We start from the raw sequence: 17,167 nt of genomic DNA, 5'->3' as shown, positions 1-17,167 counted from the left end.
AATAGACTGTTGAGGATGACATGACCGACCTGTCCGTAGCCCAAAATCTGACCGAATACAAACCAACAAATAAGGTGCGTTTCGTCACTGCCGCTTCATTGTTCGATGGCCATGACGCCTCGATCAACATCATGCGCCGTATTCTGATGGCCAATGGTGCTGAGGTGATCCATCTGGGACACAACCGTTCCGTAGAAGAAATCGTCACCGCTGCCTTACAAGAAGATGCGCAAGGGATTGCCATCTCCAGCTACCAAGGTGGTCATGTTGAGTACTTCAAATACATGATCGACCTGCTCAAGCAACGTGGCGGTGCGCATATCAAAGTCTTTGGTGGTGGTGGTGGTGTGATCGTCCCTGAAGAAATCGCCGACCTGCACGCCTATGGCGTCACGCGCATTTTTAGCCCTGAAGACGGACAACGCATGGGCCTGGTCGGCATGATTTTGTCGATGATCCAAGCCTGTGACGTTGATCTCTCAAGCTACGCACCAACCAGCCTGCAAGTCCTACAAGAAGGCGACATTGCTGCGAAGCATCGTCCTTTGGCCCAGTTAATTACCGCACTTGAAAACGACCAAGTGGCGCCTGCGTTACGCGCAGAGCTGGTCAATGCGGCGAAAGAAATCACGATTCCGACGTTTGGTATCACCGGCACTGGTGGTGCGGGTAAATCCTCCCTGACGGATGAACTGATCCGTCGTATCCGTCTCGATCAAGACGACAATCTGAATATTGCCTTGATTTCCATTGATCCTTCCCGTCGCAAATCAGGCGGTGCGCTCTTGGGTGACCGGATTCGCATGAATGCGATCAATCCTTGGAAAGGAAACGTTAAGGTCTTCATGCGCTCACTGGCAACGCGTGAAGCCGGTTCTGAAATTTCTCAGGCATTACCTGATGTCATTGCTGCATGCAAAGTAGCAGGCTTTGATCTGGTGATCGTCGAAACCTCGGGTATCGGTCAGGGCGACGCTGCGATCGTGCCGCACGTGAATGTCTCGATGTATGTGATGACACCTGAATTTGGTGCTGCATCGCAATTAGAAAAAATCGACATGCTCGATTTTGCAGACTTTGTAGCGATCAACAAATTTGACCGAAAAGGCGCACAAGACGCACTGCGCGATGTCGCTAAACAGTACCAACGTAACCGTGAGCTCTGGACGAAAAAGCCAGACGATATGCCCGTCTACGGTACACAAGCATCGCGCTTTAATGACGACGGCGTCACCGCTTTGTATCAAGGCTTATTGCCTGCATTGACTGCACATGGCCTGAAAACCACAACCAGCAAACTCGCCCGCGTCGATGTGAAATTCTCCAGTGCTAAAAACGTCATCGTTCCGCCTGCGCGCAGCCGTTATCTGGCAGAAATCGCCGATACCGTGCGCCAATATCACAAGCAAGTCGGCAAACAAGTTGGACTGGCACGTGAACGTCAGCAACTGCAAGAAACAAAACGAATGCTGAGCACTGCAGGTAAAGCGCAGGACGTCGTTGGCGGCATCGATGAGCTCATCGCAGAACGAGACAATCATCTCAATGCAGAATCCAAAAAACTCATTAGCATGTGGCCTGACATGCAAGCAGCTTATGCGGGTGATGAGTATGTCGTGAAGATTCGCGACAAAGAAATTCGTACTCGTCTGACACAAAAGACCTTGTCCGGCACGACCATTCGTAAAGTGGCGCTACCCCGTTTTGTTGACCACGGCGAAATTTTGCGTTGGTTGTTATTAGAAAACGTCCCAGGCTCTTTCCCATTCACCGCAGGCGTCTTTGCATTCAAACGTGAAGGTGAAGATCCAACGCGGATGTTCGCTGGTGAAGGCGATCCCTTCCGCACCAATCGCCGCTTTAAGCTGGTGTCACAAGGGATGGAAGCGAAGCGTCTCTCGACCGCTTTTGACTCGGTCACCTTGTACGGCGCAGATCCTGCAATCCGTCCAGACATCTACGGTAAAGTCGGCAACTCTGGCGTGTCCGTGGCAACACTGGAAGACATGAAGGTCTTATACGACGGTTTCGATTTGTGCGATCCAGCGACCTCCGTTTCGATGACCATCAATGGTCCTGCACCAACAATTCTGGCGTTCTTCATGAACACCGCGATTGATCAGCAAATGGACAAATTCCGCGCTGATAACAAGCGTGAGCCAACCGCAGATGAAGCAGCAAAAATCCGCGCATGGGTCTTAATGAATGTTCGCGGTACGGTGCAGGCAGATATTCTGAAAGAAGATCAAGGTCAAAACACCTGCATCTTCTCGACAGAATTCTCACTCAAAGTGATGGGTGATATTCAGGAATATTTTGTGCATCATCAGGTGCGTAATTTCTATTCTGTCTCCATCTCTGGCTACCACATTGCCGAAGCCGGCGCGAATCCAATTTCGCAACTGGCCTTCACGTTGTCGAATGGCTTTACTTTCGTCGAAGCGTACCTAGCACGTGGTATGCACATCGATGATTTCGCAGCAAACTTGTCGTTCTTCTTTAGTAACGGCATGGACCCTGAATACACGGTCTTGGGTCGCGTTGCACGCCGTATCTGGGCGATTGCCATGCGCGACAAATACGGCGCGAACGACCGTAGCCAGAAATTGAAATACCATATTCAAACGTCTGGTCGTTCATTGCATGCGCAAGAAATCGACTTCAACGATATCCGCACGACATTGCAAGCACTGATTGCGATTTACGACAACTGCAACAGCCTGCACACCAATGCCTACGATGAAGCAATTACGACACCGACCGACGAATCCGTTCGTCGTGCCTTAGCGATTCAGCTCATCATCAACCGTGAATGGGGTCTGGCGAAAAACGAAAACCCGATCCAAGGTAGCTTCATCATTGAAGAACTGACTGATCTGGTCGAAGAAGCCGTCATGCAAGAATTTGAACGTATCGCTGAACGTGGCGGCGTATTGGGCGCGATGGAAACCGGCTATCAACGCGGTAAAATCCAAGAAGAATCCATGCACTACGAACATCTCAAGCACGATGGCACGCTGCCGATCATTGGTGTGAATACCTTCCGCAATCCGAAAGCGGGAGAAGCACCACAGAAGATCGAATTAGCGCGCTCAACCGATGAGGAAAAGCAATCCCAATTGTCACGTCTTGCTGATTTCCATCAACGCCACGCCGATGTCGCACCACAGGCATTGGCCGCATTACAACAAGCCGCCATCAACAATGAAAACGTGTTCGCCAAACTGATGGACGCCGCCCGCGTCTGCTCACTCGGCCAGATCACCACCGCTTTGTTTGAAGTCGGCGGGCAATATCGTCGCAATATGTAATAAAGGGGCGGGTGATCCCCGCCTCCCATCGTCATACTCCGCGCAAGCGGAGTAACTAGCATCACACCCACCAACCCTACCCATGGTCATACTCCGCGCAGGCGGAGTATCCAGTGCGCGAATGCGCTTCATGCCAACATCATCATTCCACCCACCAACAAGGCGCTGCCGCGCCACTGGGCTCCCGCTTTCGCGGGAGCGACGGGGTTGGGGGTGACGAGTGAAGTGATAGGAATTTGGGATTACGGCTTAACCCCATTTTCGCATTGTCATTCCGTGCCATTCCCCCAACGTATCAAACACCGCGCATTAGTATCACACCCATCAACCCTACCCACCGTCATACTCCGCGCAGGCGGAGTATCCAGTGCGCGAATGCGCTTCATGCCGATATCATCATTCCACCCACCAACAAGGCGCTGCCGCGCCACTGGACTCCCGCCTTCGCGAGAGTGACGGGATTGGGGGTTGGGGGTTGGGGGTTAAGGTTTAGGGTTAGAAGTTACGTGTGGGGATTGAGAGCGGAAATTCATCCTCATTTTCCCCATCGTCATACTCCGCGCAGGCGGAGTATCCAGTGCGCGAATGCGCTTCATGCCGAAATCATCATTCCCCCCCACCAACAAAGCGCTGCCGCGCCACTGGGCTCCCGCTTTCGCGAGAGCGACGGGATTGGGGGATGAGGGTTAGAAATTACGTGTTAGGGTTAAGAGCGAAAATTCATCTTCATTTTCACCATCGTCATACTCCGCGTAGGCGGAGTATCCAGTGCGCCAATGCGCTTCATCCCGATATCATCATTCCCCCCACCAACAAGGCGCTGCCGCGCCACTGGGCTCCCGCCTTCGCGGGAGCGACGGGGTTGGATGCCTCCCTCCGCGCTTACATAACAGAATCAAGCATGAATTCGCACTAATTGATCACCCAAAATAGACCTGACGCAGCTACTATCTCTTCTACGAAAGAATTTTGGAGAATATGTTGTCTTCGTTGTGGATGGTCGTTGCAGGTTTTTGCTTTGCGCTCATGGGGGTGCTCATCAAGCACGTATCGGATGCGCTCGCCGTACCGGATATCTTGTTTTATCGGTCGTTGATCAACCTCGTCATGATCGTGGTCTTGATGCGACGTCAAGGCATTGGATTTTCAACGTCGGTGCCGTTATTGCACGTACGGCGTGCGATGACTGGTAATTTGTCGTTGATCTGCATGTTCTTCTCGATTGCGCATTTGCCGATCGCGACGGCCACCACCTTAAACTATACCAATCCCATCTTCTTGGCGTTGCTTTCCATTTTTCTCTTTAAAGAAAAACCAACATGGCTCGTCTATGTGGCGATTTTGATAGGTTTTGTGGGCATCGTGACAATCTTGCACCCGTCCTTTTCGCCGGATCAATATCTTGGTGGAATTGCGGGGTTATGCAGCGGTCTGCTCACCGCATTGGCTTATTACAGCGTGGGTGTCCTCGTCAAAAATGGTGAATCCGAGCTACGTGTCGTGTTTTATTTCTCACTCACCGGCGTGGTGATGAGCCTGTTGTGGTTGATGGGTACGGGCTTTTCTCATATTACTCTGGCAATGATCCCCACGATCATCGGATTCGGTACACTCGGATCTCTGGGACAACTTTGCATGACCCGCGCCTATGGTCGAGGGAAAGCACTGACAACCAGTGCGCTCTCCTATTCAACGGTCATTTTCTCCGCATTACTCTCTTGGATGTTACTCAACGATACGCTCACTGGCAGTACCATCGCGGGTATTGCATTAATCACCATGGGCGGTGTGATGAGTATGGTCTTTAACGTCGATCGACGTTCGCGTTCATGACGCGGGGTAACTTTAACCGCGCATCCGATAGTGTTTAGTAAACATCCTAAACTATCGCCCATTTTCATCCCCTGATTGACCCTACATGCTTGCGGCTGTATAACAATGACATAGAGAAAAACGCGTCGTTTGATCGCGCTATCGCCTTCTTGTTATTTGTTTAGTTCTAACATCGGAGCCCCTCGCATGACGGTCAGTATCAGAGACATTGCACGTCACACTGGACTATCAGTGGGTACGGTGTCGCGGGCGCTCAAAAATCAGGAAGGTTTGACGGAGGCCACGCGGGTTAGGGTCAGTGAGGCGGCGCATGCCATGGGATACGATTTTTCGAGGTTGAAGCAAGGAAAAATCCGCCGCATTGTCTTCTTACTCCATCGTCAACATGCAGGTGACTCCGCTGCACAGTTTTTCTCACCCGTACTACAAGGCGCAGAATCAGCCTGTCGCGAAGCTGGCATTGCGCTATCCCTTGTCACCAGCGCCCCCTCAGAACCGCTGTTAGAGCAGATTCGTTTGCATCAAGCCGATGCGATTATCTGTGCGGGGTATGTTGAACCGGATATTCTTTCCGCGCTACGCCACACCAACAAGCCCATGTTATTGCTCGATGCGAGGCAATCTGGGTTTGATTCGGTGTGTCCGGATCACCGTTTAGGTGGGTTTCTCGCTACCCGACATTTGATCCAGCAAGGCCGTCAGCGTATCGCGATGCTCAGTGGTTCGCTTGCCCATTTCAGTATCGCTGAGCGCGCCCGAGGCTTCAGGCAGGCACTCTTTGAAAACAAAATGCTGGCAGATCCGCAATTAGAAATCAGCATCGACACCATACATGATTTGACGGCGGGTGTTGGTAACGCGATGGATGTGTTAATGCACTTACCGCATCCACCCGATGCGCTGTTTTGTTATAACGACATCACCGCACTTGAGGTATTGAAGTACTGCCATGCACACGGGATCAAAGTGCCTGCGCAACTTGCGGTGATTGGTTTTGATGACATCGCGCCAGCAGCACAAGCGATGCCGCCGTTAAGTAGTATCGGTATCGATAAACAAGCACTGGGCATGGCTGGCGTCGCGTTCCTGCTCAGTCATACACCGAACGTTGGTTCACCAGAACGAGCGGTGACGGAACGTATCGAACCCGTGCGCTTAATTGTGCGTGAGAGTAGCTGCGACGATTAATGCATTTTCCACTACGTGATACAACATGCCTCCCTCCACAACGACTGTCGATTTTTTTTCACCAGCGATGATTCAAGATCACATCGCATCCACCATGCGCTTTTATCATCCGCGTTGCATTGATCCCAGTGGTGGTTTTTATCATTACTTTAAAGATGATGGTACGGTCTACAACCAGCACCACCGCCATCTGGTCAGCAGTACACGGTTTGTTTTTAATTACGCGATGGCCTACCGGCAATGGAACGAGCCTGCGTATCTAGAGCAAGTGCGACATGGTGTTCGATTCTTACGCGAGGTGCATCGCGACCCCGCCACCGGTGGCTATGCATGGCAATTGCAATGGCGCGATGGGCACAAAGAAGTCACTGCTGCAGATAATCACTGTTATGGCCTCGCCTTTGTTGTGTTGGCCTATGCCCATGCCGTGATGGCAGGCGTCACTGAAGCGCGTGTTTTCCTTGATGAAACCGTCGCGTTAATGGAGGAAAAATTCTGGAGCGAAACACACGGGCTCTATGCCGATCAGGCCAGCGCAGACTGGAAGACCGTTGATTCCTACCGAGGACAAAATGCCAATATGCACGCGTGCGAGGCACTCCTTGCCGCGTATCACGCTAGTGGCACTGTCGCCTATCTGCGCCGTGCTGAACTGCTCGCAAAAAACATCACCCAGCGTCAGGCGTCGGTCGATGGTGTCACGCAAGGCATGATCTGGGAACACTATGACGCGGACTGGCAAGTCGACTGGAACTACAATCTGCATGACAAAGCCAACCTATTCCGACCTTGGGGATATCAGCCTGGTCATTTCACGGAATGGGCAAAGTTACTGGTGCTCTTAGAAGCAGAACGATCACAGTTGCTCAACGACAGTGCTTGGATGATCCCTACGGCACAACGCTTATTTGACACCGCCCTTCGTTATGCCTGGGACGACCAATATGGTGGCATTTGCTACGGCTTTGCACCGGACCTCAGCATTTGCGATGGCGATAAATATTTTTGGGTTCAAGCTGAATCCTTGGCTGCTGCGGCATTGCTGGCAGAGCGTTGTGAAGACGCCTCCCAACAGCAAATCTACCGCGATTGGTACAGCAACATTTGGGCGTATAGCTGGCAACACCTTGTTGATCATCAACACGGCGCGTGGTTCCGAATTTTATCGCGCGACAACCGCCCATACAGCGACGAAAAAAGTCCCGCAGGCAAGACCGATTATCATACGATGGGGGCTTGCTACGATGTCTTAAAAAGTTTTTCTAGAATCTCATCAGGAGCACCGCATGCAAAATAAATTTCCCTCCATCGTCTGTGCCGGCGAGGCATTAACGGACATGATTTCTATGGGCCAGGATCAATGGCATAGCCTCGTTGGCGGCTCGACCTGGAACGTCTCACGTGTACTGGCACGTGCGGGCGTGGCGACGGGTTTTGCAGGGGCGATTAGTGAAGATGTATTTGGCGATCAGTTATATGCTGCTAGTGCTGCAGCTGGCCTTGATTTACGACTGCTACAAAGAAATCATCATGCACCGCTCTTAGCAATCGTCGCGCAAAGCTCGCCGCCCAGCTATTTTTTTATTGGCGACGATAGTGCGGATTTGCATTTTGATGTGAGCGCCTTGCCTGAGGGCTGGAGTCAAGATCTGGCGTGGGCCCATTTTGGCGGTATCAGCCTCGCACGTCAGCCGTTAGCCTCAACCTTAGTGACCTTGGCGCAGCAATTAAAATCACAAGGAGTCAAGATCAGCTACGATCCAAATTTCAGAAATATCATGGATGAACGCTACGACCACGTCTTGCAAACAATGACACCACTGGCAGATGTGATCAAGGTATCCGATGAAGATCTGTGTGGATTGTTTAGAACCGATGATCCTCAAGCGGGGCTGACACAATTACGACGGATGAATCCCCATGCCACCTATTTGTACACACGCGGTGCAGAGGGAGCGAGTCTCTTGATCGGCGATCAGGTATGGCATACGCCAACGCCGCGTATCAACGTGGTCGATACTGTCGGCGCTGGCGATGCAAGTATGGCCGGTCTGTTGTATAGCCTGTATCTGCACCCAGAACGTGATGCCCGATCCCACTTACACTATGCCGTGGCCAGCGGTGCGGCTGCCTGTACAGCTGCTGGTGCGCAGGCCGTGCCTGTCGAGCAGGTGGTCAGTTTGTTTACCCAATTACAGCAAGCATCACAACGTTCGTAGCGAAAAAAAACTACGATGAAGACAACGATTCATTTTTAAGCGATGGCGCACGAATCTCTATGTTAAAACGCATTCACCATGCCGCAATCATTTGCTCTGACTACGCGGTATCAAAAAAATTTTATGTCGATCAACTCGGTTTGCGTATCATCGCTGAAAACTATCGTCCGGCTCGTCAATCGTACAAACTCGATCTAGCGCTGCCGGATGGGGGGCAGATCGAATTATTCTCTTTTCCTGAAGCACCCGTCAGACCTTCGTACCCTGAAGCGCGAGGGTTACGGCATCTTGCCTTTGTCGTCGATGACATTGTTCTTGCGAAACAGGAGCTTGAAGAGAAAGGTATTCCACTTGAAGCTATTCGGGTCGACGAATACACCCAACGCCGCTTCGTCTTTTTTGCTGACCCCGATGGATTACCGCTAGAACTTTACGAAGCCTAACGCGTTCATGCCGCAGCGTGCGTCGATGGAATCAAGTTATCCGACACAAGACGAGACAAAGAGATAAAATTCATCATGCATGTGAGCAATTTCGCTTTTGCATCCTCTTTCCAACAAGGCATCCCATGAAACTTCACACTTGGTGGCTTTTTGTCACGGCGACATTTTTTATCTCTGCCGCTCCTGGTCCGAACATGTTACTGATCATGAGTCAGAGTGTGCGCTTTAACTTCCGTTCAGCGATGTGTGGCGCGATGGGTTGCCTGACAGCCCTCTTTATGATGATGTCGGCTTCTGCAGCAGGACTAGGCGTCTTGTTACAAAGCGCTCCAGCCGTCTTTGAAACCTTACGATGGATCGGTGCAGCGTATTTGGCTTACCTCGGCTATAAAGTGTGGACTGCTCCTGTCACTGAAGCCTCTCCTGAAGACGACGCAACGCCGATGCGCGCGCAAGCCACAGCATGGGAGCTTTACCGGGTCGGCTTCGTCACAGCCGCGAGCAATCCCAAAGCACTTTTATTCGCTGTCGCTTTTTTGCCGCAATTTATGCAAGCGGGCCAACCTCAATTGCCACAGTTTGGCATTCTGTTGGGTAGCTTTACGGTGATCGAAATGAGTTGGTATCTCATCTACGCGATCGGTGGATTTAAGCTGTCTGTCTACTTAAAAAGAGCCAGTGTCTTAAAAATGTTCAACCGTGTCACCGGCGGTGCCTTTGTTGGTTTTGCAGCATTAATGGCAGGCATGAAAGCGTGAAACATCGCTCTTTCTCCGCCGACCCACTACAACAATATCGCTTCATGCTAGTATAAGCGGGAGATATTCCTCCGCTTGGTTGACTTTTTGCAGGACAGCATGGCGAGTCCTAGGACGCTTATATAAGGCTTATATAACGCTTAGGATGTACCTGACCACCGCAGGACATTTTGTGTAGCATCTATTTTTTGGGCGAGAAATTTTATGACTGCGACAATCTTTGTCAGTTCAACTCCTTTTGACTTGGCTTTACATAGACAAAAGATTACGGAAAGTTGCGGTCATGCAGGAACGGCAAGACCCGATGTCAGCGTGGTGGCAACACTGCCTGAAACGTCGATTGAAAATCGTCTGCATTTGGTACGTGCGGCCCGAGCGTACATCGGCATCTTCGGGATGATGTTGGGCGATGTGGATCCCGTTTCAAAAAAATCATTAGTGCAGTTAGAACTTGAAGAAGCGCTGGCCCACAATATCCCTATGCTGATTTACATCATGGATGAGGACGAACATTGGGTATTGCCGAAGCATGTCGATACAGGTGACTCTGCACATCAATTGAGCGAACTAAAAGGCTTATTGAGCCAAGTGCAAGATGTCCGTTTTTTTGATTCTGCGGATGATCTTGTTGCTAAGATTCACAATGATCTATTCCGCGTGTTGGGTGCGATTAATGCAGCCCCTACACCTAAGCCAGTACCTGTCAGTGCGCCGGTGAAACCACTCGAAGTGAAGGTCGCTGAAAAAGCGGCACCAACAGTCACTGAAGCGCCGACAAAGGTGAATGAACCCGTGATCAGCGCTGCAGTACCTGCTGAAAAAGTCCCTGCCGAAAAAGTACCGGCAACAGCCAATGTCGCGCCAGCAAAAACAACAACTGAAATCCCTTCTGCACCGTCCACACCCGCCCCACCGACGACAGCGAGTCTCGCCTCAAAACGGTACATACTCACGCAACCACGGTTTGAATTTTTCAAAGACAAAGTCAAGCATCTGTTTGGACCTTATATGTCTGACACAGTGCTGAAAGATGTGCTTGAGTATGTGTTGGCCGGTAACACCATGTCTGCATCATCGACATTGGCACGCGGTACCAGTTTGTCGTTGGAAGATGCGATTGAAGAAATCCGTAAAACAGAATTGGTAATCCTGGAAACAGTACAACGCCACGCTGCACAAAATAACGAAACGAAATAGTGATGTAACCATTCACACATCACGCTCAACGGACGGATACCTCTTGTCGGTATGCCGTCCGTTTTGTTTTTGATCAACCATGAAGTAAAGCGTCGCAGAACCGGTTCTGTGCACGATAAAATACGGGTCTTTTATCACCGAGATTCTTATGACTATCCAGATTGCAAAAGAAGCACGTAAAGAAGCGATCACCTCAATTGAGCGTTACGCCCGTGAAAATTTTCCGGAACCCATCGGTAGCTTGGAAGCAGATAGTCTGCTCAGTTTTTTTCTAGAAGAAATTGGCCCGCTGGTGTACAACAAAGCCGTCGCTGATGTTCAAGAACGTTTACAGGCAAGAATTATGGAAGTCGATATTGAGGTACATGAGGCTGAATTCCAATATTGGCGCAAGCTCGATGGAAAGCGCCCAAAGCGATAAAAAGTGCAATGCATCTCCTATCGTGAAGACAACATCGCCTGTGATTACCGTCAATATCGCTTGAAATAACGCAAGATGTCGCCCTAAAAATACGAGGGGCGACGGACGGGTCGGTTATACTGCCAGCCTGTTATTTGCAATTTGAAGAAAAAAACATGTCTAATTTATCAGCATGCCCTCAATGTGGCATGGAAAATACCTACCCAGACGGGGACAACTTTGTGTGCGCTGATTGCGGTCACGAATGGCCTCAAGTGGCTGCGGCCAGCAGTGATGATGGCGATGAACGTATCGTGAAAGACGCCAATGGCAATGTCTTGGCCGACGGTGATGCCGTTGTTTTGATCAAGGATCTGAAAGTGAAGGGTTCCTCGACAACACTCAAAATGGGTACCAAGATTAAGAGTATCCGTATTGTGGGTGGAGATCACGAAGTCGATTGCAAGATGGATGGCGGCAGTTTCATGCTCAAAGCTTGCTATCTGAAAAAAGTGTAATCACGGTCGATATCCGTCGTGATGCCACGCCCGGTTGCGGTTCGCTGCACACCGGGCTTTTTTATTGGAGGGCTTTTACCGCCTTCCAAATCTTCAGATCATGCGCAACACGACGCGCGACGTCGGTCCAATCTTCCTCTGCCTGCTGACGGAACAAACGCATCACGCCCGGATACCACGGACTATCTTCACGTTCCGTCATCCAACGCCAATCTGCTCGATAATTCGGTAACAAGACCCAGACCGTTTTCCCCAACGCACCGGCAAGATGGGCGACAGCCGTGTCCACACTAATCACCAGATCGAGATGGGCAATGAGGGCCGCCGTATCCGAAAAATCATGCATCACCTGGTTTGCCGGTATCAGCGATTGGCCCAGCCCCTGAGACAACTGACCTTCTCCTGCCCCTTTTTGCAGACTCACAAAGGCAATATCGTCCAGTGACAGCAAGGGATGTAACATCTCAATGTCGGCAATGGACCGATGCTCGTTATTTTCAAACAACGGGTTTCCTTGCCAGACGAGACCGACGCGCAAACTCTTTTTTTCAAACAAGCTACTGCAAGAGGTGACTTTGTCTGGATCGGCATACAGATACGGTATCGACGCAGGAATCGATTCGCGTCGTGTGCCACAGCGATAAGGCAAACTCGTCATTGGCACCCAGTAATTCCAGCCCGATTTATCGACGTCCACATCATACGAGTACACATCATCGATATCCGCCATCGTGTGGAATAATGTCACCAATGGTGGGTGACAAATCAAACTGACCCGACTGGCACCGCGATGCTTTAACACCGATGCGTAGCGACTAAATTGAATCATGTCGCCAAATCCACCTTCGAAACAAATGACGATGGATTTTCCTAGCAGTGCCTCTCCTTGCCAGCGCGGAAAATGAAAATAGCTGCTGAAAAGATCCTGCCACTCGCGCGACTCCAGGCAATACCAGCCTTCTTCAAATCGTCCTTGGCGCAATAAAATATAACTGAGGTTAAAGCGGGCTTTCTGATAACCAGGATCGAGTTCAAGCGCTTTTCGATAGCATTGCTCTGCTTCCGTGTCGCGCTTCATGCAAGCGTAAAGAACACCGTAATTCGACCAGACCCATGGCGAATTCGGGTCCACTTGCAATGCGCGTTCGTAGAGCTCTTTTGCCTCGTCAAATCGATGGAGTTTTACCAGCATGACACCCATATTGAGATAAATTTGCAGTGTCGTTGGCAAGAGGTGGAGTGCCTGTCGATAATACCGTTCAGCGAGGACAACGTCGCCCTGACGCTCTTTCAGAAAAGCCAAATTCGCGATCACCTCGCCAGAATACGGATGAATCGCCAAGGCCGTCGTCAAACATGCTTCAGCTGCAGCGAGGTCGCCGCTATTCATGAGGGCGGTCCCTTCTGAAAAAAGTTGCTCAAGCGTTTTTTCGGACATAAATTTCTTAAGAGAAAGAGGTAGATCTTTATTGTAAATGACGTCCGTCCGCTTGGGTGGACTCTGCGTTCGGCTCGTTATGTTGAAAAAGTTTCCATAGGTAAATGTCCCATGTGAATGTGCTATTTGCGTCATCGACATTTTCTCGAATTCGCCAGAGTCCCATGTTAAAATTCTACTATTACCTTTTTAGCGATCTCTTCCGCACAACTACCTATGAACGTCGTGATTCTGGCTGCCGGTATGGGCAAACGTATGCAATCTTCTTTGCCAAAAGTATTACATCCTTTGGCAGGCAAAGCATTGCTCTCTCATGTGATTGATACGGCACGTAGCCTGCAAGTATCGTCAATTTGCGTTATCTATGGCCATGGTGGTGAGCAAGTATTGAGCGCTGTCGCTGCGGATGATCTACGTTTTGCTAAACAAGAACCACAATTAGGTACAGGTCATGCAGTAGCGCAGGCGATTCCTGTCCTCGATGAATCGGTACCTACCTTAGTTCTCTACGGCGATGTGCCATTAACGACCGCCGCCAGTTTACAACGACTCATGGATGTGGCTGGCAACGATCGCCTTGCTATCTTGACCGCAGAGATGCCAGATCCAACAGGTCTGGGTCGCATTGTGCGAGAAAACGGTGAGATCAAACGGATTGTTGAACAAAAAGATGCGACTGAAGAAGAGCGCCGGATTACCGAGATTAATACCGGCATCATGATTGCCCCAACGGCACATCTCAAACAATGGCTGAGCACTTTATCAAACAACAACGCGCAGGGAGAATACTACCTAACAGACATCGTCGCGCGTGCCGTGGCTGATGGCGTCAGCGTTGTGTCTGCTCAACCCGATGCGATCTGGGAGACATTGGGTGTCAACAGTAAAGTTCAACTCGCTGAATTAGAGCGTATTCATCAACTCAATATCGCCCGCAAGCTGCTTGAACAAGGCGTTCATTTGCTTGATCCAGCGCGTATCGATGTCCGAGGAAAATTGGTTTGCGGTCGCGATGTCAGTATCGACGTCGGTTGCGTGTTTGAAGGCGATGTGACGCTGGAAGATGGTGTCTCCATTGCTGCCCATTGCGTGATCAGTAACGCCCGTATCGGTGCTGGTGCCACGATTAAGCCGTTTTGCCATATCGAAGATGCGCAAGTCGGTGCACAGTCACAAATCGGACCTTATGCGCGCTTGCGTCCAGGAACGACACTGGCCGAAGACGTCCACATTGGCAATTTTGTTGAAATCAAAAATAGCCAGATCGCTGCACATAGCAAAGCGAACCATCTTGCCTACGTCGGCGATGCCACCGTTGGTAGTCGCGTTAATATCGGCGCAGGTACAATCACATGCAATTATGACGGTGCAAACAAATTCCGCACAGTGATTGAAGACGATGCATTTATCGGTAGTGACACGCAGTTAGTTGCACCAGTGACCGTCGGTCAGGGCGCAACACTCGGTGCAGGTACTACCCTCACGAAAGACGCACCAGCAGGCAAATTAACAGTCTCACGGGCGCGTCAGATCACTATCGAAAACTGGCAGCGTCCAGTAAAAATCAAAAAATAATGTGGCTAGTAGTGACGACAATGACCTGCTGTTGATCAACAGGTCATTTTTTCAACGACGCCATCCATGCATCATCGCTGCATCGCTTTCCTATTGATAAGATCCAACTATGAGGATTTTTTAGGTAAGCGAATACATGCCAACAACCCACCACCCACCGCGTTACTCAGCAGCAGCTGTCCGCCATGTGCTTGCACAATATCGCGTGCGATACTCAAGCCCAACCCAAGTCCCGTTTGATTTTGCTGACGTCCATGATCGAGACGCACATACGGATCAAACAATCGATCTAAGGCTTCTTCAGGAACACCCGGCCCGTGGTCTCGGATTTGGATCTCAATCGACGACTCGGTTTCTAACGCAAAAATTTCGACTTGTTTGCCGTAATGAATCGCATTGTTGAGTAAATTACCAATAGCACGCTTGAGTGCAAGCGGTTTTGCAGAGACCGTGAGTCCCGACGGTTGGAAAGAAATTTGATGCCCCGCTAATCCCACGCCCCGCACCATCCTGCCAATCAACGGATCAAGGCGAATCTCAGTGGGATTTTCATAGATATCGCTATCCTTCACACATTGCAGCGCACCTTTGACCATCATATCGAGCTCATCGAGGTCATCATGAAACTCACTTCTCACCTCGTCATCATCTAATAACTCAGCACGCAATTTCAGCCGCATGATGGGGGTTCTGAGATCATGAGAAATGGAGACAAACAAGCGTTCACGGTCTTCAATGTAACGTGCAATCCGTTCACGCATCGCACTAAAGGCACGGGCTGTATTGATAAATTCACGGCTACCGGTTTCTGGCAATTCGGGGGCAGATTCGCCATTACCAAATGCCGACGCCGCTTCCGATAAAGCAGCCAATGGTCGCGTGATCCAGCTCACCACCAAAATAGAAAGTAACAAGACCGCCGCTAAGGATAAGGCCTGAAGCACAACACGATCGCCTGATAAGGGATCATTGCTATCTAAAAAATACGGGTTCGGCATCAGCGTAGCGAGATACAGCCAATGCCCCGGTTCCATTTCAATTTGCAAGACAAGAATCGGCGCAGGATTCGGTTTCGTGACCAAGATATGTTGCACCCAACGGTCGGGCACATCGCCAATCCCTGCCCCATTTTCCGACAACACGAGGTCAGCGGGCCACGTAAAATTGATTTGGGTTTTCGCGATGTTTGGTAAGACTTTTTTTAACGCTGCGCCAAATTTTTCTTTGGCGAGGGCCGTCAATGTCTCGTCAGGAATTTCTTTAATTTTAAGCGGAACACTGTTCAAATTGACATAAAAACGTGTTCCACCCATCTCTCTAAATTGCTGAATAATGAGAGGCCGAAAATTAGGGGGTGGGCTCATAAAGAAGCGGATCGTCGATGCGGCACTTTGCGCTAAGTGTTGCGACGATTCCGTCACTTCGATCTGTGACTCTTTGCGCATTTGTGCCGCCCAAAACGCATTGCCCACAAACTGCGTCAGCATCACGCCAGCGACCATCACAATCGATAAACGACCCAGTAACGAGGACGGTAAAATCCGCTGCAACCAAGGACGAGAGCGCGCGTGATTAGGCATTGGACACACTAACATCAACAGAGAAAACGTAGCCAGCACCGCGCACTGTTTTAATGATAAACGGCTGCTTCGCGTCATCATTGAGACGCAAGCGTAGGCGGCTAATCTGTACATCCAGCGAACGATCTAGCGGACCAGAATCACGGCCCCGCGTTTCTTCACACAAAATACCGCGATCCAAAATATCACCCGGATGCTCAACGAAATATTTCAGCAATTGGAAATCAAGCCCTGTCAGCGGGACAATCTCTGATTCCGCGTTCACGACGGTTCGTTCCAGCGCATCGAGGGTGAATCCATTGAAACGGTAATAGCGCGGCGGTCCATTGCTCTCGGTGCCCATACGACGGTGAATCGCCTTGATACGGGCCAACAATTCACGCGGGCTATACGGCTTGCCAATATAGTCGTCCGCCCCCAACTCAAGACCTACAACACGATCGGTTTCGTCCGAACTCGCGGTAAGCATGATGATAGGAATATTTGATCGTTGACGGACAATTTTGCAGAGCGCAAATCCGTCTGTGTCAGGCAACATCACATCAAGAATCACCATCGACAACTCATCAACGTAACGTTGAAACTCCGCGAGAAAAGACTCGCCGTTGTGGGCAAGTCTGACCTCGTATTGGTTCTTTTCGAGATACGCCTTTAATAAAGTGCGGGTCTTTTGGTCGTCATCGACGATAAGGATCTTGCGCGTCATA

General features: G+C 50.4%; 14 protein-coding genes. 11 read left to right on the top strand and 3 right to left on the bottom strand.

Annotated elements, in window-relative coordinates:
- The first annotated feature begins 20 nt into the window (after positions 1–20).
- From icmF to ACO0K2_RS05840, 10 genes are all read left to right on the top strand, one after another.
- Positions 21–3,311, top strand: coding sequence for a fused isobutyryl-CoA mutase/GTPase IcmF (icmF, locus tag ACO0K2_RS05885; RefSeq protein ID WP_423016737.1), 3,291 nt, complete (start codon positions 21–23; stop codon positions 3,309–3,311).
- Between the two features lie 978 nt (positions 3,312–4,289).
- Positions 4,290–5,144 (top strand): DMT family transporter, encoded by an 855-nt coding sequence (locus tag ACO0K2_RS05880; protein ID WP_423016735.1) that lies wholly within the window; start codon positions 4,290–4,292, stop codon positions 5,142–5,144.
- A 186-nt stretch (positions 5,145–5,330) separates the two neighbouring features.
- The gene (locus ACO0K2_RS05875; protein ID WP_423016733.1) at positions 5,331–6,332 is read left to right on the top strand and encodes a LacI family DNA-binding transcriptional regulator; all 1,002 of its coding nucleotides are present in this window, start codon (positions 5,331–5,333) and stop codon (positions 6,330–6,332) included.
- A gap of 25 nt (positions 6,333–6,357) precedes the next feature.
- Positions 6,358–7,629, top strand: coding sequence for an AGE family epimerase/isomerase (locus ACO0K2_RS05870; RefSeq protein ID WP_423016731.1), 1,272 nt, complete (start codon positions 6,358–6,360; stop codon positions 7,627–7,629).
- Positions 7,619–8,551, top strand: coding sequence for a carbohydrate kinase family protein (locus ACO0K2_RS05865; protein ID WP_423016729.1), 933 nt, complete (start codon positions 7,619–7,621; stop codon positions 8,549–8,551). The genes ACO0K2_RS05870 and ACO0K2_RS05865 overlap by 11 nt, the downstream gene beginning before the upstream one ends.
- A gap of 59 nt (positions 8,552–8,610) precedes the next feature.
- Entirely contained in the window at positions 8,611–8,994 is a 384-nt protein-coding gene (locus tag ACO0K2_RS05860) for a VOC family protein (protein ID WP_423016727.1), read from the top strand.
- 125 nt (positions 8,995–9,119) lie between these two features.
- On the top strand, positions 9,120–9,752 hold the full coding sequence (locus ACO0K2_RS05855) for a LysE family translocator (RefSeq protein WP_423016725.1): 633 nt from the start codon (positions 9,120–9,122) through the stop codon (positions 9,750–9,752).
- Between the two features lie 204 nt (positions 9,753–9,956).
- Entirely contained in the window at positions 9,957–10,949 is a 993-nt protein-coding gene (locus ACO0K2_RS05850; RefSeq protein WP_423016723.1) for a DUF4062 domain-containing protein, read from the top strand.
- 148 nt (positions 10,950–11,097) lie between these two features.
- On the top strand, positions 11,098–11,370 hold the full coding sequence (locus ACO0K2_RS05845; RefSeq protein ID WP_423016721.1) for a DUF2164 domain-containing protein: 273 nt from the start codon (positions 11,098–11,100) through the stop codon (positions 11,368–11,370).
- A gap of 155 nt (positions 11,371–11,525) precedes the next feature.
- Positions 11,526–11,867 carry a zinc ribbon domain-containing protein YjdM gene (locus tag ACO0K2_RS05840; RefSeq protein ID WP_423016719.1) on the top strand — a complete coding sequence of 114 codons (342 nt, stop codon included), beginning with the start codon at positions 11,526–11,528 and terminating at the stop codon, positions 11,865–11,867.
- Between the two features lie 61 nt (positions 11,868–11,928).
- Here ACO0K2_RS05840 and ACO0K2_RS05835 read toward each other — a convergent pair whose 3' ends face one another.
- A complete protein-coding gene (locus tag ACO0K2_RS05835) occupies positions 11,929–13,305 on the bottom strand; it encodes a tetratricopeptide repeat protein (protein WP_423016717.1) in 1,377 nt (458 codons plus the stop codon).
- A gap of 216 nt (positions 13,306–13,521) precedes the next feature.
- Between ACO0K2_RS05835 and glmU the strand changes: the two genes are divergently transcribed.
- On the top strand, positions 13,522–14,880 hold the full coding sequence (gene glmU, locus ACO0K2_RS05830) for a bifunctional UDP-N-acetylglucosamine diphosphorylase/glucosamine-1-phosphate N-acetyltransferase GlmU (RefSeq protein WP_423016715.1): 1,359 nt from the start codon (positions 13,522–13,524) through the stop codon (positions 14,878–14,880).
- A gap of 107 nt (positions 14,881–14,987) precedes the next feature.
- Here glmU and ACO0K2_RS05825 read toward each other — a convergent pair whose 3' ends face one another.
- Together ACO0K2_RS05825 and ACO0K2_RS05820 are read right to left on the bottom strand one after the other, a co-directional pair.
- A complete protein-coding gene (locus ACO0K2_RS05825; RefSeq protein ID WP_423016713.1) occupies positions 14,988–16,460 on the bottom strand; it encodes a sensor histidine kinase in 1,473 nt (490 codons plus the stop codon).
- Complete coding sequence (locus ACO0K2_RS05820) at positions 16,453–17,166, bottom strand: response regulator (protein WP_423016711.1); 714 nt, start codon at positions 17,164–17,166, stop codon at positions 16,453–16,455. Before ACO0K2_RS05820 ends, ACO0K2_RS05825 begins: the two co-directional genes overlap by 8 nt.
- Position 17,167: the final 1 nt, after the last annotated feature.

The sequence above is a fragment of the Undibacterium sp. MH2W genome, assembly GCF_049340215.1.
Lineage (GTDB): Bacteria > Pseudomonadota > Gammaproteobacteria > Burkholderiales > Burkholderiaceae_D > Undibacterium.
This window is presented reverse-complemented; position numbering and strand designations above follow the sequence as displayed.